General features: G+C 70.3%; 13 protein-coding genes. 3 read left to right on the forward strand and 10 right to left on the reverse strand.

Going from position 1 to position 23,269, the window contains the following annotated elements; genetic code table 11:
• The 9 genes from ACJJV7_RS10645 to ACJJV7_RS10685 form a co-directional block, all read right to left on the reverse strand.
• Window positions 1-593: RDD family protein (locus ACJJV7_RS10645; RefSeq protein ID WP_405467858.1), on the reverse strand; the 593-nt coding region annotated here is incomplete at its 3' end.
• Window positions 594-600: 7 nt separating this feature from the next.
• The gene (locus tag ACJJV7_RS10650; protein ID WP_405374893.1) at window positions 601-2,901 is read right to left on the reverse strand and encodes a transglutaminase domain-containing protein; all 2,301 of its coding nucleotides are present in this window, start codon (window positions 2,899-2,901) and stop codon (window positions 601-603) included.
• A complete protein-coding gene (locus ACJJV7_RS10655; protein ID WP_405374891.1) occupies window positions 2,898-4,235 on the reverse strand; it encodes a DUF58 domain-containing protein in 1,338 nt (445 codons plus the stop codon). Before ACJJV7_RS10655 ends, ACJJV7_RS10650 begins: the two co-directional genes overlap by 4 nt.
• Entirely contained in the window at window positions 4,235-5,206 is a 972-nt protein-coding gene (locus ACJJV7_RS10660; protein WP_405374890.1) for an AAA family ATPase, read from the reverse strand. The genes ACJJV7_RS10655 and ACJJV7_RS10660 overlap by 1 nt, the downstream gene beginning before the upstream one ends.
• 44 nt (window positions 5,207-5,250) lie before the next feature.
• Window positions 5,251-11,352, reverse strand: coding sequence for an Ig-like domain-containing protein (locus tag ACJJV7_RS10665; RefSeq protein ID WP_405374888.1), 6,102 nt, complete (start codon window positions 11,350-11,352; stop codon window positions 5,251-5,253).
• Window positions 11,353-11,530: 178 nt separating this feature from the next.
• Window positions 11,531-13,882 (reverse strand): ATP-binding cassette domain-containing protein, encoded by a 2,352-nt coding sequence (locus tag ACJJV7_RS10670; protein WP_405374886.1) that lies wholly within the window; start codon window positions 13,880-13,882, stop codon window positions 11,531-11,533.
• A gap of 3 nt (window positions 13,883-13,885) precedes the next feature.
• Window positions 13,886-14,356, reverse strand: a complete 471-nt coding sequence (locus ACJJV7_RS10675; protein WP_405374884.1) for a cupin domain-containing protein — start codon at window positions 14,354-14,356, stop codon at window positions 13,886-13,888.
• Window positions 14,357-14,379: 23 nt separating this feature from the next.
• Window positions 14,380-14,958: a DNA-3-methyladenine glycosylase I gene (locus ACJJV7_RS10680; RefSeq protein WP_405374882.1), complete on the reverse strand. Its 579-nt coding sequence runs from the start codon at window positions 14,956-14,958 to the stop codon at window positions 14,380-14,382.
• 29 nt (window positions 14,959-14,987) lie between these two features.
• Window positions 14,988-17,093, reverse strand: a complete 2,106-nt coding sequence (locus ACJJV7_RS10685) for an acyl-CoA dehydrogenase (protein ID WP_405374880.1) — start codon at window positions 17,091-17,093, stop codon at window positions 14,988-14,990.
• A gap of 199 nt (window positions 17,094-17,292) precedes the next feature.
• Here ACJJV7_RS10685 and ACJJV7_RS10690 point away from each other — a divergent pair, with 199 nt between their 5' ends.
• A complete protein-coding gene (locus ACJJV7_RS10690; protein WP_405374878.1) occupies window positions 17,293-19,428 on the forward strand; it encodes an alpha-galactosidase in 2,136 nt (711 codons plus the stop codon).
• 95 nt (window positions 19,429-19,523) lie between these two features.
• Window positions 19,524-20,594, forward strand: coding sequence for a Gfo/Idh/MocA family oxidoreductase (locus tag ACJJV7_RS10695; RefSeq protein ID WP_405374876.1), 1,071 nt, complete (start codon window positions 19,524-19,526; stop codon window positions 20,592-20,594).
• 4 nt (window positions 20,595-20,598) lie between these two features.
• Here ACJJV7_RS10695 and recQ read toward each other — a convergent pair whose 3' ends face one another.
• Entirely contained in the window at window positions 20,599-22,671 is a 2,073-nt protein-coding gene (recQ, locus tag ACJJV7_RS10700) for a DNA helicase RecQ (RefSeq protein WP_405374874.1), read from the reverse strand.
• 140 nt (window positions 22,672-22,811) lie between these two features.
• Between recQ and ACJJV7_RS10705 the strand changes: the two genes are divergently transcribed.
• Window positions 22,812-23,231: a GNAT family N-acetyltransferase gene (locus ACJJV7_RS10705; protein ID WP_405374872.1), complete on the forward strand. Its 420-nt coding sequence runs from the start codon at window positions 22,812-22,814 to the stop codon at window positions 23,229-23,231.
• The last annotated feature ends 38 nt before the right edge of the window (window positions 23,232-23,269 follow it).

The following is a 23,269-nucleotide window of genomic DNA, read 5'->3' on the forward strand; positions in this document are numbered from 1 at the left end:
ACCGATCCGAGCGCGATCACGACGGGCTCCGGAACGACCTGCGGGGGCGCCGACGTGACCGGCGCGGGCGTGGGGGCGACCGGCGCGAGCGCGGGCGAGGAGGCCGGGGCGACGTCTGAGACCAGGTCTGCGAGGCGACTGCCGGGTGACGTCGTCGCACGGCGCGGGACGGCATCCGTCATGACCGCTGCGGTCGCGAGGTCGTGCCAGCCGCGCCGCCACGACGACCCGTCGAACAGCGGCGAGAAGAAGCCCACGACGATCGATCCTGCGGCGACCCAGATGAGGTTGCGACCGAGGGCCCGCCCGAAGCCGAGATCCTGATCGTCATCGGCGTACGCCAGGCGAAGGCCCATCGCCCGCATCCCGACCGAGCCGGCGCCACCCTGGAGGGCCGTCTGCACGACGAACCAGACGGCCGATGCGCCCGCCGCCGTCGGCAGCAGCGCGGTCAGCGGCACCGCCCCGTCGGTGAGGGCCGAGAGCGTCACGACGACGCTGCCGGCGACCGCGAGGACGCCGGTGGTGACGGCCGCATCGATCAGCACCGCGAAGACGCGATGCCGGAGTGCGGCGGGCGAGCGGCCGGTCATGGCCGCCTCACGTGCGCTTTCCGCGTGATCGGCGAAGCGACCGGAGGCTCAGCCTCGCCCGGAGCCGCTGCCAGAACGTGGTCGTGCCGGCGATGCCGCCGACGATCTCGTCGACCTCGAGCCAGAACGCCTCGACGTCTTCGGGCGTGGGGTCTCCAGGACCGTACACATCGGCGTCGGCACGCTGTGCAAGCGTCGTCACGCGGGGGCCGTCGAACGCCTCGCCGACGACCTCGGCGCTCTCGGCGCGGGTCGCTCCCGGGGCCACCGGGACGCGGAAGTCCGACGCACGGTCGACGAGCTCGTCCCAGCCGCCCGAGATGCGGTCGGCGGTGCGCTCCGCGTTGCGGCGCCGGGTACGGCGGGCGCCCTTGATCGCGCCGATGATGAGGAACGGCGAGAGCAGCAGGGCGATCGTGCCGAGCCCGATCGCGCCGTAGAGCAGGATGGGGCCGAGCCAGTTCGGGCCCTCTTCCTCCTCGTCGTCCTGGTCCCTCTCCTCGGAGAGTGCCGGCGGCAGCTCGGCGGGCTCCTGGGCGGGCGGCGGCGGCTGCAGCACCTGCGGCTTCGGGTTCGCGCGGGGCTTGGTGTTCTGCTCGCTCGGCTCGTTGTCGTCGTCGGGCGTCGGGTCGAACGGAATCCAGCCGTAGCCGGTGAAGGCGATCTCGACCCAGGCATGCAGGTTGTCGCCGGTCGCGGTGAACGTGCCGTCGGCGGAACGCTCATCCTCGGCCGGGTACCAGCCCATGACCACGCGCGCCGGCATCCCGAGCTGCGTGGCCATGAGGGCCATCGCGACGGCGTACTGCTCGTCGTCGCCGATCATCTGCTCGTTGCTGACCAGCTGGGAGATGCGCGCGGCGCCGTGTCCTGACGGCGAGTAGGGGTCGTCGGCCAGCCCGTGGCTGAAGTAGCCGTCGGTGTGCAGGTACGCCTCGAGGGCGCGGGCGCGGTCGATGGGCGTTTCGGCATCCTGCGTCGCGTTGGACGCGAGCTCGCTGAGAGACTGCGGGATGCCTTCCTGCTTGGGCATCTTGAGGGGCGCGAACGGAACATCCGCCAGCGCCTCGTCTTCGGGGATCCGCGGGATGACCGTGTCGATCGTGTACGAGTCGCCCGCGCGGACCTCGGCCGTGGTGACGGCCGTGCCGGTGGCGTCGTTGAAGTGCGCGCCGCGACGGACGTCGACCGAGCGCTCGCCCTCGAAGGTGAACTCCTTCGCCGAGCCGACCGTCGGGAGCCACACGCCGTCGAGATCGGCGATCTCGACGGAGACGGTCGTCTCGTCGCCTTCGGCAGTGGGCGACATGTTGGAACGGATCGATGTGAACGCGCTCGACGAACCGGCACCGTCGTCGGCGACGTTGAACACGACGCCGTCATAGGCATCCATCGTCGCGAGTCGCACGCGCCCGGAGTCCGGCAGACCCGACACCGAGAAGAGGGCGTCTTCGGGATAGTCGCGCACGAACATGCGCCACGACTGCAGCGGGCTCGCATAGTCGTGGATGTCGAACGGCGGCACGACGAAGTCGCGCAGGATGTAGCGCTGTGTGGGCGGTGACGCCGTCGCACCGGCAGTCAGGCCGATCGCGGTCGCGATCGCCAGCACCACGCCGCCGCTGATCAGCCGCCGCACGTGCGCGGCGCCCGAGGTCTGACCGTCGGGAGTGCTCACTTCGACGGCGTCGCGACCCGGACCCCAGAACGCGCGGAGCGCGAGCCAGACGACCGCCACGACGATGAAGATGATGCCCTGGAGCGCCGGCGCCACCGGCTGCGCCGTGCCGAGGAGGATCTCGAGGGCGAGGTAGGCGACCATCGGCATCAGCGCCCAGACGGCGTGCTTCGCGCGGAGGGCGAGCGAGCCCGCCAGGACCGATGCCACCAGGACCATGAGGAAGGGCACGATCAGATGCCCGTCGCCCGGCGCGACCGGCGGAACCGTCGTGAGCAGGTTCTTCCACGCGGTGACGGTGCCGACGGCGAGCTGCTGCCAGGTCTCGAGGGTCGGGATCACGCCGAACAGCGTCGTGTGCGACAGGGCCAGGGCCCCGCCGAAGAGGAAGTAGGCCGCGATCGTCGCGCCGCTGAGCGACAGCACGCTCCACCGCCACCGCTCGCCGACCCAGGCCAGCGCGAGCCCGATGATGAGGGCGCCGATCGACGCCACTAGGTAGGAGGGCCCCTCGAAGGTCGCCGCGAATCCGACGATGCCGACACCGAGCAGCAGGACGACCGCGACGAGGTCGAGGATGAGCCGACGGATCTCCGTGCGCGTCAGACGGACGCGTTCGAGCAGGCTCACGAGAGGACCTTCCGGACGGCGCTGGGCAGCTGGTCGAGGTCGCCGAGGTGGACGACGTCGGCCTCACCCACACGGCGGAGGGTCGGCGAATCCATTGTGGAGTCGGCGATGATCGCGAGGATCCGCACGCCGAACGGGATGCGAGAGCAGGCCAGTCGCAGTTCGCCCGCATCCACCTTCGATCCGCTGATGAGGACCGCCACCGCGGCATCCGGAGCGTGGGAGGCGAGCACACCCGACAGAGCGACGAGGCCGCCCTCTCGGGGCTTGGTCGGCTCGAGCGCCGACAGGGAGTCGAGGTAGCGGCGACCGCTTTCGGCGCGGATGCGACCGGCCGGCGTCCGCACGTCGAGCGTGCGCGAGTCGCGGAGTGCCCGCAGACCGACCGATCCCGCGACGGAGATGGCGGTCTCGAACTCGTCGGCGTCGCGGTACTCGCTCGGGAGCGTCGAAAGCGCCACGACGAAGTGCGAGCGCCGGGTCTGCTCGTACTCGCGGACCATCAGCGTGCCGGTGCGCGCGGTCGACTTCCAGTGCACGTGACGCAGGTCGTCGCCCGGCTGGTACTCGCGGAGAGCGTGGAACGAGACGTCGTCGCGGGCGAGGTGCTGGTCGGGCAGGCCCTCGAGGTCGCGCATGAGACCGAGGGAGAGTCCCTCGAGGTTGCTCGTCCGCGGGTGCACGAACAGGTCGACGGCCTGGCGGCGATCGTTCGTCCGCTCGAAGAGGCCGAGGGGGTCGCCGCGGAGCACGCTGACCGGCCCGATCGAGAGGACGCCGCGTGCGGTGGTCGGGATCGCGAAGAGCTCTTCGTGCTGCTCACCGGACTGCAGTCGGGGAACCTGGAAGAGCCCCCGACCAGACCCGACGGGGAGGACGACCTCGGCCGGAAGCAGCGTGCGGCTGGTGCCGTTGGCAAGAGTCAGCGCCCCGACCGCACGCTCCCCCACCACGACGCGGGTGCGCGTCAGGTCGAGGTCGACGTCGTACGCGGTGCGACCGAAGAGGAACGCGATGCACAGCGCGATGACGACCGTGGCGATGACGGCCGCCACGAACGCCTCCTGCCAGCCCATCATGAGCGCCGTCACCCAGAGCACGACCGCCAGGGCGATCACGACCCATCCGACGGCCTGGATCGCCGCGACGACGACCCCGGTGCGGTGCCACGCCTTGCGCCCCCACACGGTCGCCGTCTCGATGAAACGCTCGCGCGCGGTGGCCTCTCGAGGAGCGAGCTGCGGCGCGCTCTCGTCGGTCTTCGCGACCTCGGGCGCGCCGGAGTCCCGAGGTGCATCCTGCACGTCGGGGACGGTCTCCGGCGGCATGGTCATCAGGCGGAAGCCCGCGCGAGGGGTGCTTCGACGGCGGCGAGCGCGCGCTCGATGACGGACTCCGACGTGGTGCCCGCGAACTCCGCCTCGGGGTCGAGGACGATGCGGTGGGTCCAGACCGGGGCGGCCAGCGCCTTCACGTCGTCGGGGATCACGTAGTGACGCCCCTGCGAGGCGGCGACGACGCGCGCGATGCGCATCATCGAGATCGCGCCACGGACCGACACACCGAGCTTTGTCGAGTCGGACTCGCGCGTGGCCTCGACGAGCTGCGCCGCGTACCGCGCGACGGCGGGGTCGACGTGCACGGATGCCGCGAGGTCGGCCATGTCGGCGACGGCGCGCGTCGTGATGACGGGCTGGAGCGCGGCGGACGGGTTGCGATCGACCGCGCCGGCGAGGATGCGCTCGGCGATGGCGAGCGACGGGTAGCCGATCGACGTCTTGATCATGAAGCGGTCGAGCTGGGCCTCGGGCAGCTTGTACGTGCCCGCCTGCTCGATGGGGTTCTGCGTCGCGATGACGAGGAACGGACGGCCGACCTCGTGCGGGTGGCCGTCGACGGTGACCCGCGACTCCTCCATGACCTCGAGGAGCGCGGACTGCGTCTTCGGCGAGGCGCGGTTGATCTCGTCGGCGAGCACGATCGACGCGAACACCGGCCCGCGGTGGAACTCGAACGTGTGGTTCGACTGGTCGTAGATCGTGACGCCGGTCACGTCGGACGGCAGCAGGTCGGGCGTGAACTGGATGCGGTTCGACGTGCCCTGAACGCTGGCGGCGAGGGCCTTCGCGAGGCTCGTCTTGCCTGTTCCGGGAGCGTCTTCGAGAAGCACGTGGCCTTCGGCCAGCATCGCCGCCAGCACGAGGCCGACGACCTCGCGCTTGCCCATCAGGGCCTGATCGACGTTGTCGACCAGACGGGTGAACGTCTCGCGGAACCAGGCCGCCTGCTCAGGGGTCATGCTCATTCGTTCAGTCCTTTTTGGTGAGGAGGATCATTCGGCGACGCGCGTCAGCCGCGCGGCCAGGAGCGTTTCTCTGTGTCGACGTCGCCGCCCCAGCCCTGGATGTCGACCCAGACGTCGTACCCATCGGCACCGAGGTAGCACTGCAGCGTGACCTGACCGTTGGCCGGAAGGCTGTACGACCATGCGGTCCCGCTCACGTTGCCGCCGCTGTACTTGCACATGACGTTGTAGTTGCCGGCCGGGAAGTTCTCGGTGTTGAGAACGAACCGGTAGCAGCCGTTGGCGCAGCTTTCCGGTACCTTCACGCCCCTGGTCACCCAGGCCTTCGGCTGCGGCGGCGGCGGCGCATCCACCGTGCGTGCACTCGCCTGTGCGGTCGTGGTCTGGCTCCCGGCCGCGCTCGTCCGCACCTCGATTGTGCGCGTGGTGCTGTACGGCAGGTCGTAGCGCTCGGTCCCCGATGCCGCGACAGTCCGCCAGCCGCGGCCATCGCCCGTGCGGATCTCGGTCGTGACATCGCGGCCGTTCCTCGCCGGGGAGGACCAGCTCATCGTGATCGTGCGGTCGTTAGCCGAAGCGGATGCCGACGGCTTGCCGATCTGGCCGTACGGAGCGACCTGGTTCGATGCGCCCGACGCCGCGCCCTCGTACGTCGTCCCGTCGGCCGTCGCGACGGCACGAATACGCACCGAGTACGACCCGTTGTTCGGAACGACGCCGTTGCCGATCGTGCCGGATGTGCCCGAGCCGCCGCCGGCGACCCAGTCGGCACGCCAGCCGCCACCGTTGACGCTGTACTGGTACCGGATCTCGCCCGCTGTCGCGCCGTTCGATGCGCCCGGAGTCCAGCTCACCGCGACCTGGTTGTCGCCCTCACGAGCCGAGACCCCCGTGGGCGCCCCGGGGGGCGTGAATGCGCGTCGGGGCGCGGACTGCGCGCTGACCTCGCCCCAGCCCGCCTTGTTGCGCGCCCGCACGGAGTAGGTGTAATTCGACTCCGACGTGTCGACGGTCACGGCCTGGCTCGTCTGCCCGGCCGGAACGCCGATGACGTTGACCACGGACCCGCCGCGGATGACGTTGAGCTCGTACCCCGCGATGGGGTCGCCGTTCTCTGCCGGCGGGTTCCACGACACACGCATCTGCGCCTGATTGCCGACCGGCTCGAGGCGCGCCACGGTGGGGGCGCCGGGAGCGGCGGGCGGAGCGGCGGGAACCATCGCGGCGGACCACTGCGAGAAGTCCGACGGCTCCGGTGCGCGGTTGTGTGCGCGAACACGGATCTGGTACGACGTGCCGTTCTGCAGGCCGTCCCACGTCGTCGAGTTGCCGGTGACGCCGGTCTTCTGCACGACGCCGGAGGGTGGGGCGGGGGAGATCTCGAGAGTGAAGCTCTCGACAGGCGAACCCTCGGTGCGCGGCGTCGTCCAGGCCACATCGAGCTTGCTGTCACCGAACTGGAGCGTCGGCGGGGCCGGCTGGTCGGGGCGCACGTCCGGGCGCGCCGTCTCCGACGGCACCGACGGGTCGGACGTGCCGACGCTGTTGGTCGCCGTCACGACGAAGTTGTACTCGACGTTGTTGGTCAGGCCGTCGAGGGTGCAGGTCGTCGACGGGCACTCGCGGGTGTACCCGTGCGCCGGAGCCGTGACGGTGTAGCTGCTGATGGGCCGACCGTTGTCGACCGGCGGCGTCCAGCTCAGCACGACCGTGCGGCTCGCGACCGCCGTGACGGTGGGCTTTCCCGGCGCATCGGGGCGCCCCTGCACGGTGATCCGCACTCGGCCGTCGACGCGGCGATCGGCGTCGTCGGTCTTGTCCTGCACCGTGTAGCGCACGACGACCGTGCCGACGAAGTCGCCCGCCGTCGTCACGTTCACGTTGTCACCCGACGCCGCGACATTCGTCACCGCGCCGGTCTCGATCTGCGTGCTCACGATGCGCAGAGGCGTGTCGGGGAACGGGTTCACGTCGTTGCGGAGCACGTTGACGGAGACCGTCTCACCCTGATCGGCCTGCTCCACCACGTCGTCGTTGACCGACGGCAGCTCGCGCGTGGAGGCGGTGACGGTCACCCCGATGGCGGCTTGGACCGGCTCGGTCTGGCCGTCGGTCACCTGCACGTTCAGGGTGAAGCGGGTGCCCTTCGCCACATCGGCCTGCGCGCCGACCTGCAGCGATCCGTCAGCGATGTTCGCCGAGATACCCGCGGGGGCATCGCTGATGAGCGAGAACGTCAGGTTGTCCATGTCGCCCGGGTCGGGGTCGGACACCAGCTCGCGGAGCCCGAGCGCCGACGCGTCTTCGCCCGCGGCGATCTGCATCGACGCACCCGTGAAGGTCGGGGGCTGGTTCTCGGGCGGCAGCACCGTGATCGGGATCGTCAGCGTCGCCTTGCGACCGTTCGGGTCGTCGGGGCCGTCGCCGTCCGTCACCTCGAAGGTGAGGGCGTCGGCGCCGAAGTAGCGATCGGCAGACGTGTAGGTGAGCGTGGTGGCATCCTTCACGAGCCCCGCGCCGTTGCTGTGGGCCGCCGAGACGCTGTCCGCTTCCGTGATGCGGACCTGCTCGCCGCCCGCTCCGCGGACGTACTCCGCGAGGGGGAGCTCGATCGTCTCACCGCTGCCGACCTCGACGGGCTCGGTCTCGAGGAGCGTCGGGGGCAGATCGGCCAGTGCCGGCACGTGGATGAAGGCGCCCGCGACCTGATCGTCCTCGTCTCGGATCGCGTAGGTGATGAGCTGACGCTCTTCGCCCACGGCGATACGCACGCTGCCGTCAGGGCGGACGGAGGCGCTGTCGCCGCCTTCACCGAGGCTCACCTGCAGAGCGGACCGGGTGCCGTCGGGGTCGTCGTCGTTCTCGAGCACGTCGACGGTGACGGTCCCGTCCTCCGCGATGTCCTCGGCGCGGACACGATCGTCGCGGGCGATGGGGCGCGCGAGAGGCACATCGGGGTCGACGGTGATCTGCACCGCCGTCTTCGCCTCGAGCCCGCGATCGTCGGCGATCGTGTAGGTGACGCTCGTCTGCATCGGCTCGTCGGGCGCGGTGATGAGCAGCAGCCCTCCCGAGACCTCGGCGGCGAGTCCGGCGACGTCGGGAACCTCGATGCCGTTCTCGGCGAAGTTGAAGCGGTCGCCGTCGGGGTCGGAGTCGTTCATGAGCACGTCGACCGCGACCTGGCGGCCGGGGCGGATGACCACGGTGTCGCGCACCGCGTAGGGCGCCTGGTTGGTCGACTCGGCGGGGGCGATACCGACCTCGACGGTGGCGGTCGCCTCCTTGCCGAGATTGTCGCGCACGCGGTACTCGAAACGATCCACTCCGGTGGAGTCGTCGAACGCCTCGTAGATGAACGAGCCCGCGCCGATGTCGGTGACCCGACCCTTCGCGGGAGCGGAGGCGAGTCCGACCAGTTCGACCGAGTCGCCGTCGGCGTCGATGCCGTCGAGCGGGATGGTGACGGTGGACCGCGACCCGGCGAGGGTGCGGACGGTGACGTCGCGCGGACGGGGAGCGGCGTTGGCCTCATCGTTGCGGGGAAGGATGCGGATGGTCACATAACCGGCGTCGCGCTGTCCGGTCGAGTCGACGACCTCGTAGGTCGCGTTGACCGTCTTGTCTTCGGGGCCGGCGCGGAAGCGGAGGGAGTCCTCCGACACGAAGAGGTCGCCGTCGGCCTCGTCGATCAGCGGCGGCACGAGTTCGGGAGAGATGTGGATCTCGTCACCGTTCGGGTGATAGTCGTTCGCCATGACGGGGATCGTCACGATGTCGCCGACACGGACGACGACCTCGTCGTTGGTTGCGATCGGCGCTCGGAGCTTCTCGGGTGCGGGAACCGGGATGACGATGATCTCGCCCTCCGCCGATTGCGAGCCGTTCGAGATCGTGTAGGTGAGCCGCACCTGCTGGTCGAGCGAGGCCTGGTCGCTCACGCGGATCGTCTCGTGTCCGAGGACGGCAGCGGCGATGCCACTACCCGATTCGGTCGTGACGGACTGCACGACGAGGATCCCGCCACCGGGATCGCTGTCGTTGCCGAGGACGTTGACGAGCACGTCGCCGCCCGCGGGCAAGAGCGCGACGTCGCGCACCGCGATCGGCGCGACGTTCGAGTCCTGCTCCTCCTGCACATCGACGCGCACGAGGCCGGGCGCGGAGTTGGCACCGGCCGACACCAGGTAGTTGACGTAGTAGGTGCCGACGGTGCCCGACTCGAAGGTGAAGGACTTGTCGGGGTAGTCGCGGGTGATCGAGCCACCCTCGACGTCATCGACGCGGGTGAGGCGGAGCTGCTCACTGCCGGTGCTCGTGTCGTTGGTGAGGGGACGCACCAGTACGGGCCGGTCGACCGTCGTCACCACGTGGTCGGCGTTCGTCACCGGGAGGGTCGTGCCCAGCGGTCGGATGTCGACCCGGGCGACACCCGTGGTGCTCTCCGTGCCGTCGGACACCGAGATCGGCACGTCCTTGCGGCCCTGGAGTCCGCCGATCGCACGGTAAGTGATCTGGCCGTCCGAGGTGAACTCCGCCTCGTCGCCGCCGTCGGGGCTGACGTTCTGCAGGAAGATGTCGTCGCCGTCGGGGTCGATCCAGTCCGACATGACGTTGTACGAGACGACGCCGTTCGTCTCGACGGTGAGGGTCGTGGTGCGCTTCTGCGTCGGGGGCGAGTTCTGGTCGAGCGGGCTCACCGTGAGGTCGACGCGAGCCGTGTCCGTGCCCCGGCGACCGTCGGATACCTCGTAGGCGAACGAGGTCGTGCCGGCCGCATCGTCGGCGAGCTTGATCTGCAGAGCGGTGCCGTTGTAGATCGGCGTGATCTCACCGAACGAGGGGTCGGCGGTCACCTTCGCGACGAGGACGTCGCCGTCGGCATCGAGGTCGTTCTCGAGCACGGGCAGCACGGTCGTGCGGCCCGGACGCACGCCGTAGCGGTCGGGCTTCGCGACGGGAGGCGTGTTGTTCTCGGTGCGCTCGGGGAGGGTCGACTGGATGGTCTCCTCGGTCGTCTCCTCCTCCTCCTCGCCTTCACCCTCGGGAGGAGTGATGTCCTCCCAGTTGTCGACCTGCTGCAGGGCGTCGCTGGCCATCCAGGCGGCCCCGCCGAACACGTCGTTGAGCACGACGACGTCACGGTTCACGCGGAACCGCAGCACGCTCTCGGGGTTGACGCCCTCGATCGTCTCGACGAGGTCGTTGTCGTCGCCGCGGCAGTCGCGCACGAACGCGCCCGATCCCGACCAGGCGCTGTAGGCGCAGCCGGCCACGTAGACGGGCTGCGCGGGAGCACCCTCGGCTCCGGAGTTCACGACGACCGGGTCGCCGCCTTCGATGGGGATGCGGACGAGATCGGTCGTGGTGGCCAGGGTGATGGCATCCGTCGCGTTGGAGGGCTGCTGCAGCGTGACGTCCGCGGGGACATCGGTGGTCAGGCCCTTGCTCGTGTACAGCGTGTTGGTGTCGTGGTCGACGACGACGCTCACGTCTCCGACGGCCGAGATCGACAGGACGTGGTCTTTCTTCACGCCCTCGAGATCGAGCTCGCCGGTCTGTGCGAAGACCCCGTCTCCGCCCGGCGCGTAGGCGTAGAGCTTCGCCTCCTCCGGCGACACGGCGTAGGCGATGCCCGCGGTGTTGACCGTGACGACCGCGCCTTCGCCGAGGTCGGCGAGGGGGTCGCCTGCCTCTTTGCCGACCGCTCCGATCGCAGAGAATGCGGCAACGCGAAGCGCGCCGTTGCGCTCGATGGATGCGACCGTGGGGCCGCCGAGGACGACGGTGGAACCGGGGGCGAGATCGGCGTTGTCCGCCAGGGTGACGCGGGCCGGGTCGATGGCGGTCGCCGTGGCCTCCGTCTCGTCGGTCACCAGGATGCGGTTGCCCGCCTGCTGGATGTCGTAGTCGGCCGTGAGCGTGCGGAGGCCGCCGTCGAGGAGGCGGGATTCGTTGTTGAAGTGTCCGACGAGCAGGCTGGTCTGCTTGGTCAGCCAGACACCGCCGTCGTTGAGCTCGACCTCCGTGGTCGGCTCGCCCTCGTAGGTGATGGCGAGAACGCCGATCGTGACGGCTGCCGCGGTGAGGGCGCCGATGGTTGCGAGCGTGCGCGGACGCGCGCGAAGCCACGCGAAGGACTTCATCAGAGCTCGGCCTCCCCCGGGCGAACAAATTGCGTGGCGTCGGGACCTGATTGCTGAATCAGGCGCACACGGTGTGACGGACGCGTTCATCCTAAGCGAGTTAGGAATCTGATCAGAGCGCGTGACGTGGGGAGTTCTCCCCATCTATGCTTCGCGGTTCGAGTCGAGCGATCCCGAGCTACGCGCGTCCGACGTATCGGGCCAGGTGCTCCGCCGTGAGGGTGGCGCGCTGATCCACGAGCGCAGCGGGCGGGCCCTCGAACACGATGCGACCGCCGTCCCGGCCTGCGCCGGGCCCGAGATCGATAATCCAGTCGGCATGCGCCATGACCGCCTGGTGGTGCTCGATCACGATGACCGAGTTGCCGGCATCCACGAGTCTGTCGAGGAGCGACAGCAGATTGTCGACGTCGGCGAGGTGGAGCCCCGTGGTGGGTTCGTCGAGGACGTAGATCGCGCCCTTCTTCGCCATCGCGATCGCGAGCTTCAGTCGCTGACGTTCGCCGCCCGACAGCGTGTTGAGCGCCTGACCGAGGGTGATGTAGCCGAGGCCGACGTCGATCATCCGCGCCAGGGTCGTCTTCGCCGTGCCGGTCGTGAAGCCGTGCGCCTCGTCTGCCGACATCGCGAGCACCTCGGCGATGTTCTTGCCCTCGAGCGTGTACTCGAGCACCGCGTCACTGAATCCCGACCCCTCGCAGACCTCGCAGCGCGTCTCGACGCTCTGCGTGAAGCCGAGGTTCGTGATGATCACGCCGAGCCCCTTGCAGGCCGGGCAGGCGCCCTCGGAGTTGGCGCTGAACAGCGACGCCTTCACCCCGTTCGCCTTGGCGAACGCGGTGCGGATCGCGTCGAGGATGCCGGTGTAGGTCGCCGGGCTGGAGCGCCGCGATCCCTTGATCGGCGTCTGGTCGACGACGATCACGTCGTCGAAGGCGGGCACGTAGCCGTGGATGAGCGACGACTTCCCCGACCCGGCGACGCCGGTGACGACCGTCAGCACGCCGAGCGGCACCTCGACGTCGACGCCGTCGAGGTTGTGCCGTGTGGCGCCGCGGATCTCGAGCGCTCCGGTCGCCTGACGCGGCGAGACCTTCAGCTCTGCCCGGTGGTCGAGGTGGCGGCCGGTGAGGGTGTCGGAGGCGCGGAGCCCCGCGACGTCGCCCTCGAACATGATCTCGCCGCCGTGTGCACCGGCGCGGGGGCCGAGGTCGATGACGTGGTCGGCGATCGCGATCACCTCGGGTTTGTGCTCGACGACGAGCACGGTGTTGCCCTTGTCGCGCAACAGCAGGAGCAGATCGTTCATGCGGGTGATGTCGTGGGGGTGGAGCCCGGCGGTCGGTTCGTCGAAGACGTAGGTGACGTCGGTGAGCGCCGAGCCGAGGTGGCGGATCATCTTCGTGCGCTGGGCCTCGCCGCCCGAGAGGGTTCCGGACGACCGGTCGAGCGAGAGGTAGCCGAGACCGATGTCGATGAACGACCCGATCGTCTTCCTGAGGCCCCCCAGGAGCGGCCCCACCGACGTGGGATCGATCGTCTCGAGCCATGCGGCGAGGTCGGTGATCTGCATCGCCGCGACGTCGGCGATGCTCACACCGTCGATCTTCGACGACCGCGCGCCCTCGTTCAGCCGGGTGCCGTCGCACTCGGGGCAGGGGAGGAATCTCACCGCCCGGTCGACGAAGGCGCGGATGTGCGGCTGGAGGCCGTCGCGATCTTTCTGCAGGAACGACTTCGTGATCTTCGGAACGAGACCCTCGTAGGTCATGTTCATGTTCTGGAGCTTGACCTTCGTCGGCTCCTTGTAGAGGAAGTCGGCGCGTTCCTGATCGCTGTAGTCGGCGATGGGCTTGCGTGCGTCGAGGAAGCCCGACTCGGTGAAGATGCGCACCATCCAGCCGTCGACGGTGTAGCCCGGAACCGTGATGGCCCCCTCGGCGAGCGACTTCGTGCGGTCGAAGAGCTCGTCGAGATCGACGTCGCTCACCTCCCCCAGCCCCTCGCACCTCGGGCACATGCCGCCGGTGATCTCGAAGGTGCGGTGCTCGCGCGTGCCCTGCTTGTCCCCGACCTTCACGGTGACCGCGCCCGACCCCGAGACGGAGGGCACGTTGAAGGAGAAGGCCTGCGGCGAGCCCACGTGGGGAACGCCCATCCGGCTGAACAGCAGGCGGAGCATGGCGTACGCATCGGTCACCGTGCCCACGGTGGAGCGCGCGTTGGCCCCCATCCGCTCCTGATCGACGATGATCGCCGGGCTGACGTTCTCGAGCGCGTCGACCTCGGGGCGACTCAGCTGACCCATGAACTGCTGCACGAACGTCGGATAGGTCTCGTTGATGAGCCGCTGCGACTCGGTCGCGATCGTCCCGAAGACGAGCGACGACTTGCCCGATCCGCTCACCCCGGTGAACACCGTCAGGCGGCGCTTCGGGATCTCGACGTCGATGCCCTTGAGGTTGTTCTCCCGAGCTCCGACGACGCGGATGACGTCGTGCGCGTCGGCGATATGACGAGCGGATGCCACGGCTCAGCCCCGGTTCTCGTCGTCGGCCGCGCGCGGGGCGGGCCATGGCATCGGCCGATCGTCGGCGAGCGCACGCTCGGCGTCGTCGGGGATGTGCGGGAGCTCTTCCCCGCCGGCGCGGATGCAGAGCCATCGGAGCTGCCCCGGGCTCTCGGGCAGCGCCCGCCAGGTGCGCCACACGCCCTGTCCGACCCGCACCACAGACCCCGGCCCGACCTCGAGCAGGTCGTCGTCGAGCGCGAGCTGCCCGCGCCCCTCGAGGAACACGTACAGCTCCTCGACGCGGGAATGGGTGTGCCAGTACCCCGCCTCCTCACCCGGTTCGAGCGCGTTCGCCGTCATCCCGATGAACTGCATCGCGAGGTCGTGGTCGACGACGCGCCGCCCGTCGCGGGAGCGGGCGGGGACGAAGCCGCCGAAGTGGTCCCGCCACTGGTCGGGCGCGCCGATCTGGACGATCTCGTAACCGGTCATGACGGTCCTCTCCCGTGATGGGCTCAGTCTGGCGCACCGGCTGCGCGGTGGCATCCCCCGACGTGATCGTCGACCATGCCCGACGACTGCATGAGGGCGTACATCGTCGTCGGGCCGACGAACCGGAAGCCCGCCGTGCGCAGCGTCTTCGACATCGCCTCGGACTCGGGGGTCGTCGCGGGCACCTCGGCGAACGTCGCGGGACGGCGATGGGATGCCGGTGCGAACGACCACATCAGCGCGTCGAGCTCGCCGGGCGCCATGGCCGTCACGAGCCGGGCGTTGCCGACGGTCGCGAGGATCTTGGCGCGGTTGCGGATGATCCCGGCATCCGCCATCAGCCGGTCGACGTCGGACTCGTCGAAGGCGGCGACGACAGCCGGCTCGAAACCGGCGAACACCTCGCGGAAGTGCGGGCGCTTTCGGAGGATGGTGATCCACGACAGCCCCGCCTGGAACCCCTCGAGGCTCATCTTCTCGAACAGCGCGCGGTCGCCGTGAAGCGGCCGGCCCCACTCCTCGTCGTGGTAGCGCTGGTACTCGGCGTCGTCACCGACCCACGCGCAACGAGGGAGGCCGTCGGGGCCGACACGCACATCCATGCGGTCAGGCTACCGACGGCCCCCGACGTTCACTTCTTCTTGAGCGACTTCTCCGGGATGGGGGCCTCGCCCCGGGCGGCGAGGTCGGCGTAGTAGTCCCGCGCCTCGTCCTGCCGCTGACGCTCGATGCCCGACGCGATCGGCGCTCGCACGTGCTCGGGCTCCAGCCCGAAGGCGTCGACGAGATCCTGCGCGTGAGGACGCAGCCGTGCGCAGAGCCGGTCGATGTACTTCGAGACCGCGGCCGCACGCTGGGTCGAGAGGCGACCGTGGATCAGGTGCCAGGCGAGGTGCTTCTCGATGAGGTGGAGGCCGAAGAGGTCGCGCAGCCAGGTGAGCACCTGACGGGTTTCGTCGTTCGCCGTCGCCTTCACGGCGTCGGAGAATGCCTCCCACTGGAGCAGCTCACCGTGGGCGCGGGCCGCCTCGATCAGCTCGGCCTGATGCTTGTTGAACAGCGCCGCGGCCTCTCCCTTGGGCATCTTGGATGCCGGACGGAGTGCCCCTGCGAGATCGGCGACCATCTGCTCGACACGCCCCGCGAGCAGCTCGTGCTGCTGCTCGGCCCGAAGCCCCAGCTCGACCGAGCGGGCCGTGCTGCCGAAATCGGCGACCGTCTGGCCGAGGCTGCGCAGGCCCGCGCCGTGGAAGACCTTGCCCGCGGTGTGGCCGACCGCGAACTTGGCGAGAGTGGCGGCATCCGCGCCCTCAAACTGCTTGCCGAAGTCGGCGAGCAGACGCTTGCCGACGAGCTGCAGGAGAACGTTGTTGTCGCCTTCGAACGTCGCGTAGACGTCGAGGTCGGAGCGCATCCCGACGAGACGGTTCTCGGCCATGAATCCCGAGCCGCCGCAGGCCTCGCGCGCCTCCTGGATCGTGTCGAGCGCGTTCCACGTGCTGAGCGGCTTGAGCGCGGCGGCGAGGGTCTCGAGGTTCTCGCGCTCCTCGGAGGTGTCGGCCCGCCCGCCGAAGACGCCGTCGAACGCGCGGAGCAGCTCGTCGTGCGCGAAGAACTGCGCGTAGGTCTGCGCCAGGCGCGGCAGCAGTCGCCGCTGGTGCTTGCCGTAGTCGAGCAGGACGACCTCGTCGGTGCCGGCGCCCGAGTCGAACTGACGACGCTGGTTGCCGTAGGTGATCGCGATGTATAGCGCGAGCGACGACGCGATGGTCGCGGCGCCGTCGAGCGACACGCGACCCTGCACGAGGGCGCCCAGCATCGTGAAGAAACGCCGCCCGGTGCTCTCGATGGGGCTGGAGTAGGTGCCGTCGGCGGCGACGTCGCCGTACCGGTTGAGCAGGTTCGTGCGGGGCACGCGGACATGGTCGAACGCGAGACGGCCGTTGTCGATGCCGTTCAAACCACCCTTGACCTCGTCGTCCTCGCTCTGCACGCCGGGGAGCAGCACGCCCTCGGTGGTGCGGATCGGAACGAAGAAGCAGTGCACGCCGTGGTTCACGCCCTTCGTGATCAGCTGCGCGAAGACGGTCGCCGCCTGGCCGTGCACGGCGGCGTTGCCGAGGTAGTCCTTCCAGGCCGCACGGAAGGGCGTGTGGATCACGAACTCCTCGGTGGCGGGATCGTAGGTCGCGGTCGTGCCGATCGCGGCGACGTCGGAGCCGTGACCGATCTCGGTCATCGCGAACGCGCCGGGCAGCTCGGCCGAAGCGATGTCGCGCAGCCAGGCGTCGTGGTGCGGCTTCGTGCCGAGCTGCTGGACGGCGGAGCCGAACAGCCCCCACTGCACGCCCGACTTGATCTGCATGCTCGGGTCGGCGAGCACGAGCTCCTGGAACCCGGCGAGGTTGGCGCCGTTGTCGTTCAGGCCGCCGTACTCCTCGGGGAGCGCCCGGACCGACGCGCCGCGCTGGGCCAGCAGACGCACCTGCTCCATCACGCGCTCACGGTGCTCGGCGACGGACTGCCCGTCGATGCGCCAGAAGGCGGAGTCCTTGATCATCTCGCGCGCCTCGAGCCGGGTGTCGGCCCAGGTGCCGAGCAGCATGCGGGCCACGGCATCGACGTCGACGCGGGGCTCACCGGCCTCGGCGGCGGAGTGCGCGCTGGTGGGGGCGCCGCCGGCGGGCGTGCGGCGGTCTTTGGAGGGGGTTTCGGAGCGGACGACGGTGTCGGTCATCACTGGCCTTTCCGGAATCGGGTGGACAGGGAGGTTCCCCCTCACGGTAGGAGTCCTCCAACGCAGAGCCAACTGCGTTGGAGGTCCCGCACAACCGGGCCGGACGACGGCGGCGATCGCCCTTGTGCGGGGCCTACACCAGCGCGTTCGCGGGCATGCCGCCCCGTGCTGCGGCCGCTTCCTCTGCGAAACTGTCGGGATGCCTGCACCTGTTGCGAACGCCGCTGTCGTCCACCTCCGCAACGGCGGCACGAGCGTCGTCATCGATGCCGATGGCGCCGTGCCCGCGATCGTCCACTGGGGCGAAGACCTGGGCGACGCACCCGCCGAGACACTCGAGTCGCTCGCCGTCGCCGCACGGCTCCAGCGCGTGTCGGGGGGCCTCGATGACACGGCCCGACTCCGGATGCTGACCACCGCCGCCGATGGCTGGGCCGGCACCCCGTCGCTCGAGGGACATCGCGACGGGCGCGAGGTCGGCGCGAAGTTCACCACCGTGGGCGTCGACGCCGGCGACCACCACCTGGAGGTCCGGCTCGAGGACGCCGAGATGCACCTGTCGGCGCGGCTCTCGCTCTCCGTCACGGCATCCGGACTCGTCCGCACGCACATCGCACTCCGCAACGACGGCGACGACGTCTACACGGTCCAGACGCTCCAGGCTGCGTTGCCCCTCCCGTGGGACGCCACCGAGATCCTCGACACGACCGGGCGGCATTTGCGCGAGCGCTCGGCCCAGCGCCATGAGCTGACCTTCGGCACGCACGTGCGCGAGAGCCGCCGTGGTCGGCCCGGCGCCGACGCCACCCTGCTGCTCGCGGCGGGCGCGCCCGGCTTCGGCTTCGCACAGGGGCGGGTGCACGGCATCCACCTGGGATGGAGCGGCAATGCGCGCGTCCTCGCCGAGCGAGGCGTCACCGGCGAGGCGTTCCTCGGGGGCGGCGAGCTGTACCTGCCGGGCGAGATCCGCCTCGCACCGGGCGAAGAGGTCACCTCGCCCGAGCTGTTCGGGTCGTGGGGGGAGGGGCTCGACGCCCTCGCGGCGCGCTTCCACGACGAGTGGCGCGCCCGCCCGCAGCACCCCACCCGGCCCCGGCCCGTGACGCTGAACACGTGGGAGGCGGTGTACTTCGACCACCGGCTGCCGAAGCTCGTCGCGCTGGCCGACGCGGCCGCCGCGATCGGCGTCGAGCGCTACGTCCTCGACGACGGATGGTTCCACGGCCGCCGCGACGACACCGCCGGCCTCGGCGACTGGACCGTCGACGCGACCGTCTGGCCGGGCGGGCTCCACCCGATCGTCGATCACGTCGTCGGGCTCGGCATGGAGTTCGGCCTGTGGTTCGAACCCGAGATGGTCAACCCCGACAGCGACCTCGCGCGCCGGCATCCAGACTGGATCCTCCGCGGCCGCGCCGAGCTGCCCCCGTCGGGCCGCCAGCAGCAGGTGCTGAACCTCGCGCATCCCGACGCCTACGCCTACCTCGCCGACCGGATCGGCGCGCTCCTCGACGAGTACCCGATCGCGTACATCAAGTGGGACCACAACCGCGACCTCGTCGATGCGGGATCGGGCGCCGGCGGCTCGGCGCAGGTGCACGCGCAGACCCTTGCCGTCTACCGCCTGATCGACGAGCTCAAGGCCTCCCACCCGGGCCTCGAGATCGAGAGCTGCGCGTCGGGCGGTGCCCGCGTCGACCTGGGCATCCTCGACCGCACCGACCGCATCTGGACGAGCGACTGCCTCGACCCCGTCGAGCGCCTGGAGAACCAGCGCTACACCGCACTCGTCGTGCCGCCCGAGATGATGGGCATGCACCTGACCACGCCGCACGTGCACTCCACGGGACGCACCGTCTCGCTGTCGATGAGCGGCGCCGTCGCCCTGTTCGGCCACTTCGGCATCGAGTGGGACGTCACGACGCTGTCGCCGGAGGATGCCGCCACGGTCGGCGACTGGGTGGCGCTCGCCAAGCGCGTGCGCCCGCTCGTCGCGACGGGCCGAGTCGTGAACGCCGACGTCGCCGACCCCGGACTCGACGTTCGCGGCGTGGTCGCGGCAGATGCGGCATCCGCGTTCTTCACCATCGCGCAGACGCAGACGCTGATCTCCTCCCCCGCCGGCCGCGTGCGGCTGCCCGGCCTCGACGCCGACCGCGTCTACCGCGTTCAGCTCGTGACCCCGGGCGGGATCGTCGAGACCCCGGCGCAGTCGCCGCTCGCGTGGGCTCACCACGACACCGTGATGACGGGGCGCCAGCTCGGAACGGCCGGACTCCGGCCGCCCGTGCAGAACCCGCAGCAGGCGGTCGTGGTGGAGGTCACGGCGATCTGACGGGCGAAGGGAGCGCACCGGGGTTGACCCGGCTCCCGCAGACCTGAAGGATGCCGAGGACGACCGGTCCCGGTGCGTCACGACGAGGGAGTCTCATGACGGAACCGGCACGATTCGCGATCATCGGCACGGGCTGGCGCTCGGAGTTCTTTTTGCGGGTGGCCGCTGCGGCGCCCGCTCGGCTGCAGGCGGTGGGCGTGCTCGCCCGGTCCGATGCGTCTGCTGCCCGAATCGCCGGCTGGGACGTGCCGGTGCATCGGTCGCTCGACGACCTGCTCGCCGCACGGCCCGACTTCGTGATCGCGTCGGTGAGCTGGCCGGCGATGCCGGGGGTCATCACCGAGCTCGTGGAGCGTGGGGTGCGTGTGCTCGCCGAGACGCCGCCGGCTCCGGATGCCGACGGGTTGCGGAAGCTGTGGCGCGACGTCGGCGCGACCCGTCTCGTGCAGGTGGCGGAGCAGTACATGCTGATGCCGGGTCACGCCGCCCGCCTGGAGGTGGCGCGCTCGGGCGCACTCGGAACCGTCGGCGGGGTGCAGGTCTCGTCGACCCACCTGTACCACGCGACCTCGATGATCCGGACGTTCCTGGATGCCGGTACGGCCGAGGCGACCGTGTCGGCGAGGACTTTCACCGCGCCCGTCGTCGATCCGCTGACACCTGCCGGCTGGTCGGACGATGCCACTCCGAAAGAGCGGACGACGACGATCGCGACGCTCGACTTCGGTGATGGACGGATGGGCCTCTACGACTTCGTCGACAACCAGTGGTGGAACCCGATCCTGTCGCGACGGATCGTCCTCCGCGGCTCGCACGGTGAGCTCGTCGACGACACGGTGCGCCGGTTCGAGGGCACCGAGGTGATCACCTCGGCGATCACCTACCGCCGCACCGGCATCGACCTGAACCTCGAGGGCAACGACGTCGTGTCGGCCGCGTTCGAGGGGCGCATCGTCTACCGGAACCCCTGGGTGGGCACGCGCCTGTCGGAGGACGACATCGCCGTCGCGTCGCTGCTCGAGCTCACCGGCCGGTGGGCCCGCGGTGATGGCCCGGAGCCCTATCCGCTGGCGGATGCCTGCCAGGACCACCTGCTCGGGCTCGCCATCGAGGAGTCCGCCCGAACCGGGGCGGACGTGCGGGTCGGCCGTGAGGCGTGGGCCTGATCGTTCAGGCGCCCGCGATCACCGCGACCACGGCCTCGCCGTAAGCTTCTCGCTTCTTCGCACCGATGCCTGTGATCCCGTCGAGGTCGGCGACCGATCGGGGGCGGTGCTCTGCGAGTGCCCGGAGGGTCGCGTCACCGAAGACGATGTAGGCCGGCACACCCTGCTCGCGGGACTGCTCGGCACGCCATGCCCGGAGGGCCTCGAACAGGTCACGGTCGCCCTCGGGGACGGCATCCGAGCTCGACTGCCGCTTCGCGCGCGACGAGCCGCCGCCACCGCTGCGGCCCAGCACGTCGCGGCGGAGGGGCACGGGCTCCTCGCCGCGAAGAACCGCAGCGCCGCTCTCGCCGACGGCGAGCACGCCGTATTCGCCCTGCGCGGCCAGCACGCCGCGGGCGAGCAGCTGCCGGATGACCGACCGCCAGTCCTGCTCGGTGAGGTCGTTGCCGATCCCGTAGGTGGCGAGCTTGTCGTGGCCCTGCTGCCGGATGCGCTCCGTCGAGCCGCCGCGGAGGATGTCGATCAGATGGCCTGCGCCGAATGCCTGGCCGCGCTCGCGCTGGAGGCGGATGATCGTCGACAGCAGTTTCTGCGCCGCGACGAGCCCGTCCCACGTGTCGGGCTGGGTGAGGCACGTGTCGCAGTTGCCGCAGGCATCGGATGCCTGGCCGAAGTAGTTCAGGAGGTTCTGGCGGCGGCAGGACACCGTTTCGCAGAGCCCCAGCATGGCATCGAGGTGCTGCCCCATGCGCATCTTGTAGGTGCGGTCGCCGGGCGACTGCTCGATGAGGCGGCGCTGCTGCACGACGTCGCCGAGGCCGTAGGCCATCCACGCCACCGCGGGCTCGCCGTCACGGCCGGCGCGACCGGTCTCCTGGTAGTAGCCCTCGACGGACTTCGGCAGGTCGATGTGCGCGACGAAACGGACGTCGGGCTTGTCGATGCCCATGCCGAACGCGATCGTGGCGACCATGACGACGCCGTCCTCGCGAAGGAACCGGGACTGGTTGCGTGAGCGGATGCCGGCGTCGAGACCCGCGTGATACGGCAGCGCATCGAGGCCCTGGGTGCGGAGGTACTCCGCCGTCTGCTCGACCGATTTGCGGCTGAGCGCGTAGATGATCCCCGCCGACCCCTCGGGCTGGCTGCGGACGAACTGCACGAGCTGCCGGCGGACGTCGACCTTGGGCTCGATGCGGTACTGGATGTTGGGCCGGTCGAAGCTCGCGACGAAGTGACGCGCATCTTCGAGGTGCAGGCGCTCGGTGAGCTCGGTGTGCGTCGCGCGCGTCGCCGTGGCGGTGAGCGCCATGCGGGGAACACCGGGGAACCGCTCCGCGAGGTCTCCGAGCGTGAGGTAGTCGGGCCGGAAGTCGTGGCCCCACTGCGACACGCAGTGGGCCTCGTCGATCGCGATCACGCTGAGCGTCGCACGCTGCAGAAGGGACGTGGTCGCCGGCACCGAGAGCCGCTCGGGAGCCACGTAGATGAGATCGAGCTCGCCGTCGACGAGGGCCTGCTCGACGCCGGCCCGCTCCGCCGGCGACTGCGTGGAGTTCAGGAATGCGGCCCGCACGCCGTTGGCGATCAGCGCCTCGACCTGGTCGTGCATCAGGGCGATGAGCGGGCTGATGACGAGCCCGGTACCCGGGCGCACAAGGGCGGGCACCTGGTAGGTGATCGACTTGCCGCCGCCGGTGGGCATGAGCACGACGGCGTCGCCGCCGGCGATGACGTGCGAGACGATGTCGGCCTGATCGCCGCGGAACGCGTCGTAACCGAAGACGTCCGAGAGCACGGCGACCGGATCGTCGCCGGTGTGCTCGCGTCGTTCGAGCGTGAGGACCGCAGCGGGCGGAGCGGTCGTCCGCGGAGCCTGCCGGACGGGCGAGCCCGAGCGAGGCGCGAGATCGGGTCGGGCCTCCGGCTCCGAGCGCGATGCCCGCGCGACAGCGGCGCCGTAGCCGTCGAAACGGGGCTCGGGCGGAGCTTCGAAGTCGTCAGGCGGGACGAGGTCGTCGGGATCCCACGCGAGATCGGCGTAGGGGTCGTTCTGCCATCCGCCGTCTGTCACCCGCTCAACGATAGCCGCGGGCGCCGACACGGTCTGCCGGTGGGGATGCCGTCGCGCAGCGCCCCGGGGTGGGGAGAAGGGTCGGGTGCGAGACTGGCGGTGTGGAGATGATCCGGTGCAGGGCGGCCGAGACGGACGCCGTGACCGCGTTCCTGCGCGACGTCGATCTGACGACGGGCGGCGTGGACGCCCCGACAGTGCGACTGTGGATCGAGCTCGACGACCGGGGCGCGATCGTCGGAAGCACCGGATACGAGGTGAGCGGCGACGGACGCCACGCGCTCCTGCGGAGCGTGGCGGTGAGTCCAGCCCGGAGGTCACGCGGTCGCGGCGCCGACCTCGCGCGGTTCGCGATGGCGCAGGCCCGCGCGGAGGGCGCACGCACAGCATGGCTCTTCAGCCGACGCTCCGGGCCGTTCTGGGAGAGCCTCGGGTTCACGCCGGCCGACCGCAGCGACCTGGTCAGCGCGCTCGCGGACACGCACCAGGTCCGACTCTTCACGCGGACAGGGCAGCTGGCGCGTGAAGTCGCCTGGGTGCGGGGACTGGACTCCGGCTAGGACGTGGGGGATGCGCAGCCGCGTTCGGCCGTCGCAAC

The sequence above is a fragment of the Microbacterium sp. Ld4 genome, from assembly GCF_045066555.1.
Taxonomy (GTDB): domain Bacteria; phylum Actinomycetota; class Actinomycetes; order Actinomycetales; family Microbacteriaceae; genus Microbacterium.

What these genes read in the sequence shown, in the direction of transcription:
- ACJJV7_RS10680 (WP_405374882.1), bottom strand. Translation starts at nt 14,958, where the DNA reads ATGGATGTGCGTGTCGGCCCCGACGGCCTCCCTCGTTGCGCGTGGGTC.
- ACJJV7_RS10685 (WP_405374880.1), bottom strand. Translation starts at nt 17,093, where the DNA reads ATGACCGACACCGTCGTCCGCTCCGAAACCCCCTCCAAAGACCGCCGC.
- ACJJV7_RS10665 (WP_405374888.1), bottom strand. Translation starts at nt 11,352, where the DNA reads ATGAAGTCCTTCGCGTGGCTTCGCGCGCGTCCGCGCACGCTCGCAACC.
- ACJJV7_RS10655 (WP_405374891.1), bottom strand. Translation starts at nt 4,235, where the DNA reads ATGACCATGCCGCCGGAGACCGTCCCCGACGTGCAGGATGCACCTCGG.
- ACJJV7_RS10675 (WP_405374884.1), bottom strand. Translation starts at nt 14,356, where the DNA reads ATGACCGGTTACGAGATCGTCCAGATCGGCGCGCCCGACCAGTGGCGG.
- ACJJV7_RS10695 (WP_405374876.1), top strand. Translation starts at nt 19,524, where the DNA reads ATGACGGAACCGGCACGATTCGCGATCATCGGCACGGGCTGGCGCTCG.
- ACJJV7_RS10690 (WP_405374878.1), top strand. Translation starts at nt 17,293, where the DNA reads ATGCCTGCACCTGTTGCGAACGCCGCTGTCGTCCACCTCCGCAACGGC.
- ACJJV7_RS10660 (WP_405374890.1), bottom strand. Translation starts at nt 5,206, where the DNA reads ATGAGCATGACCCCTGAGCAGGCGGCCTGGTTCCGCGAGACGTTCACC.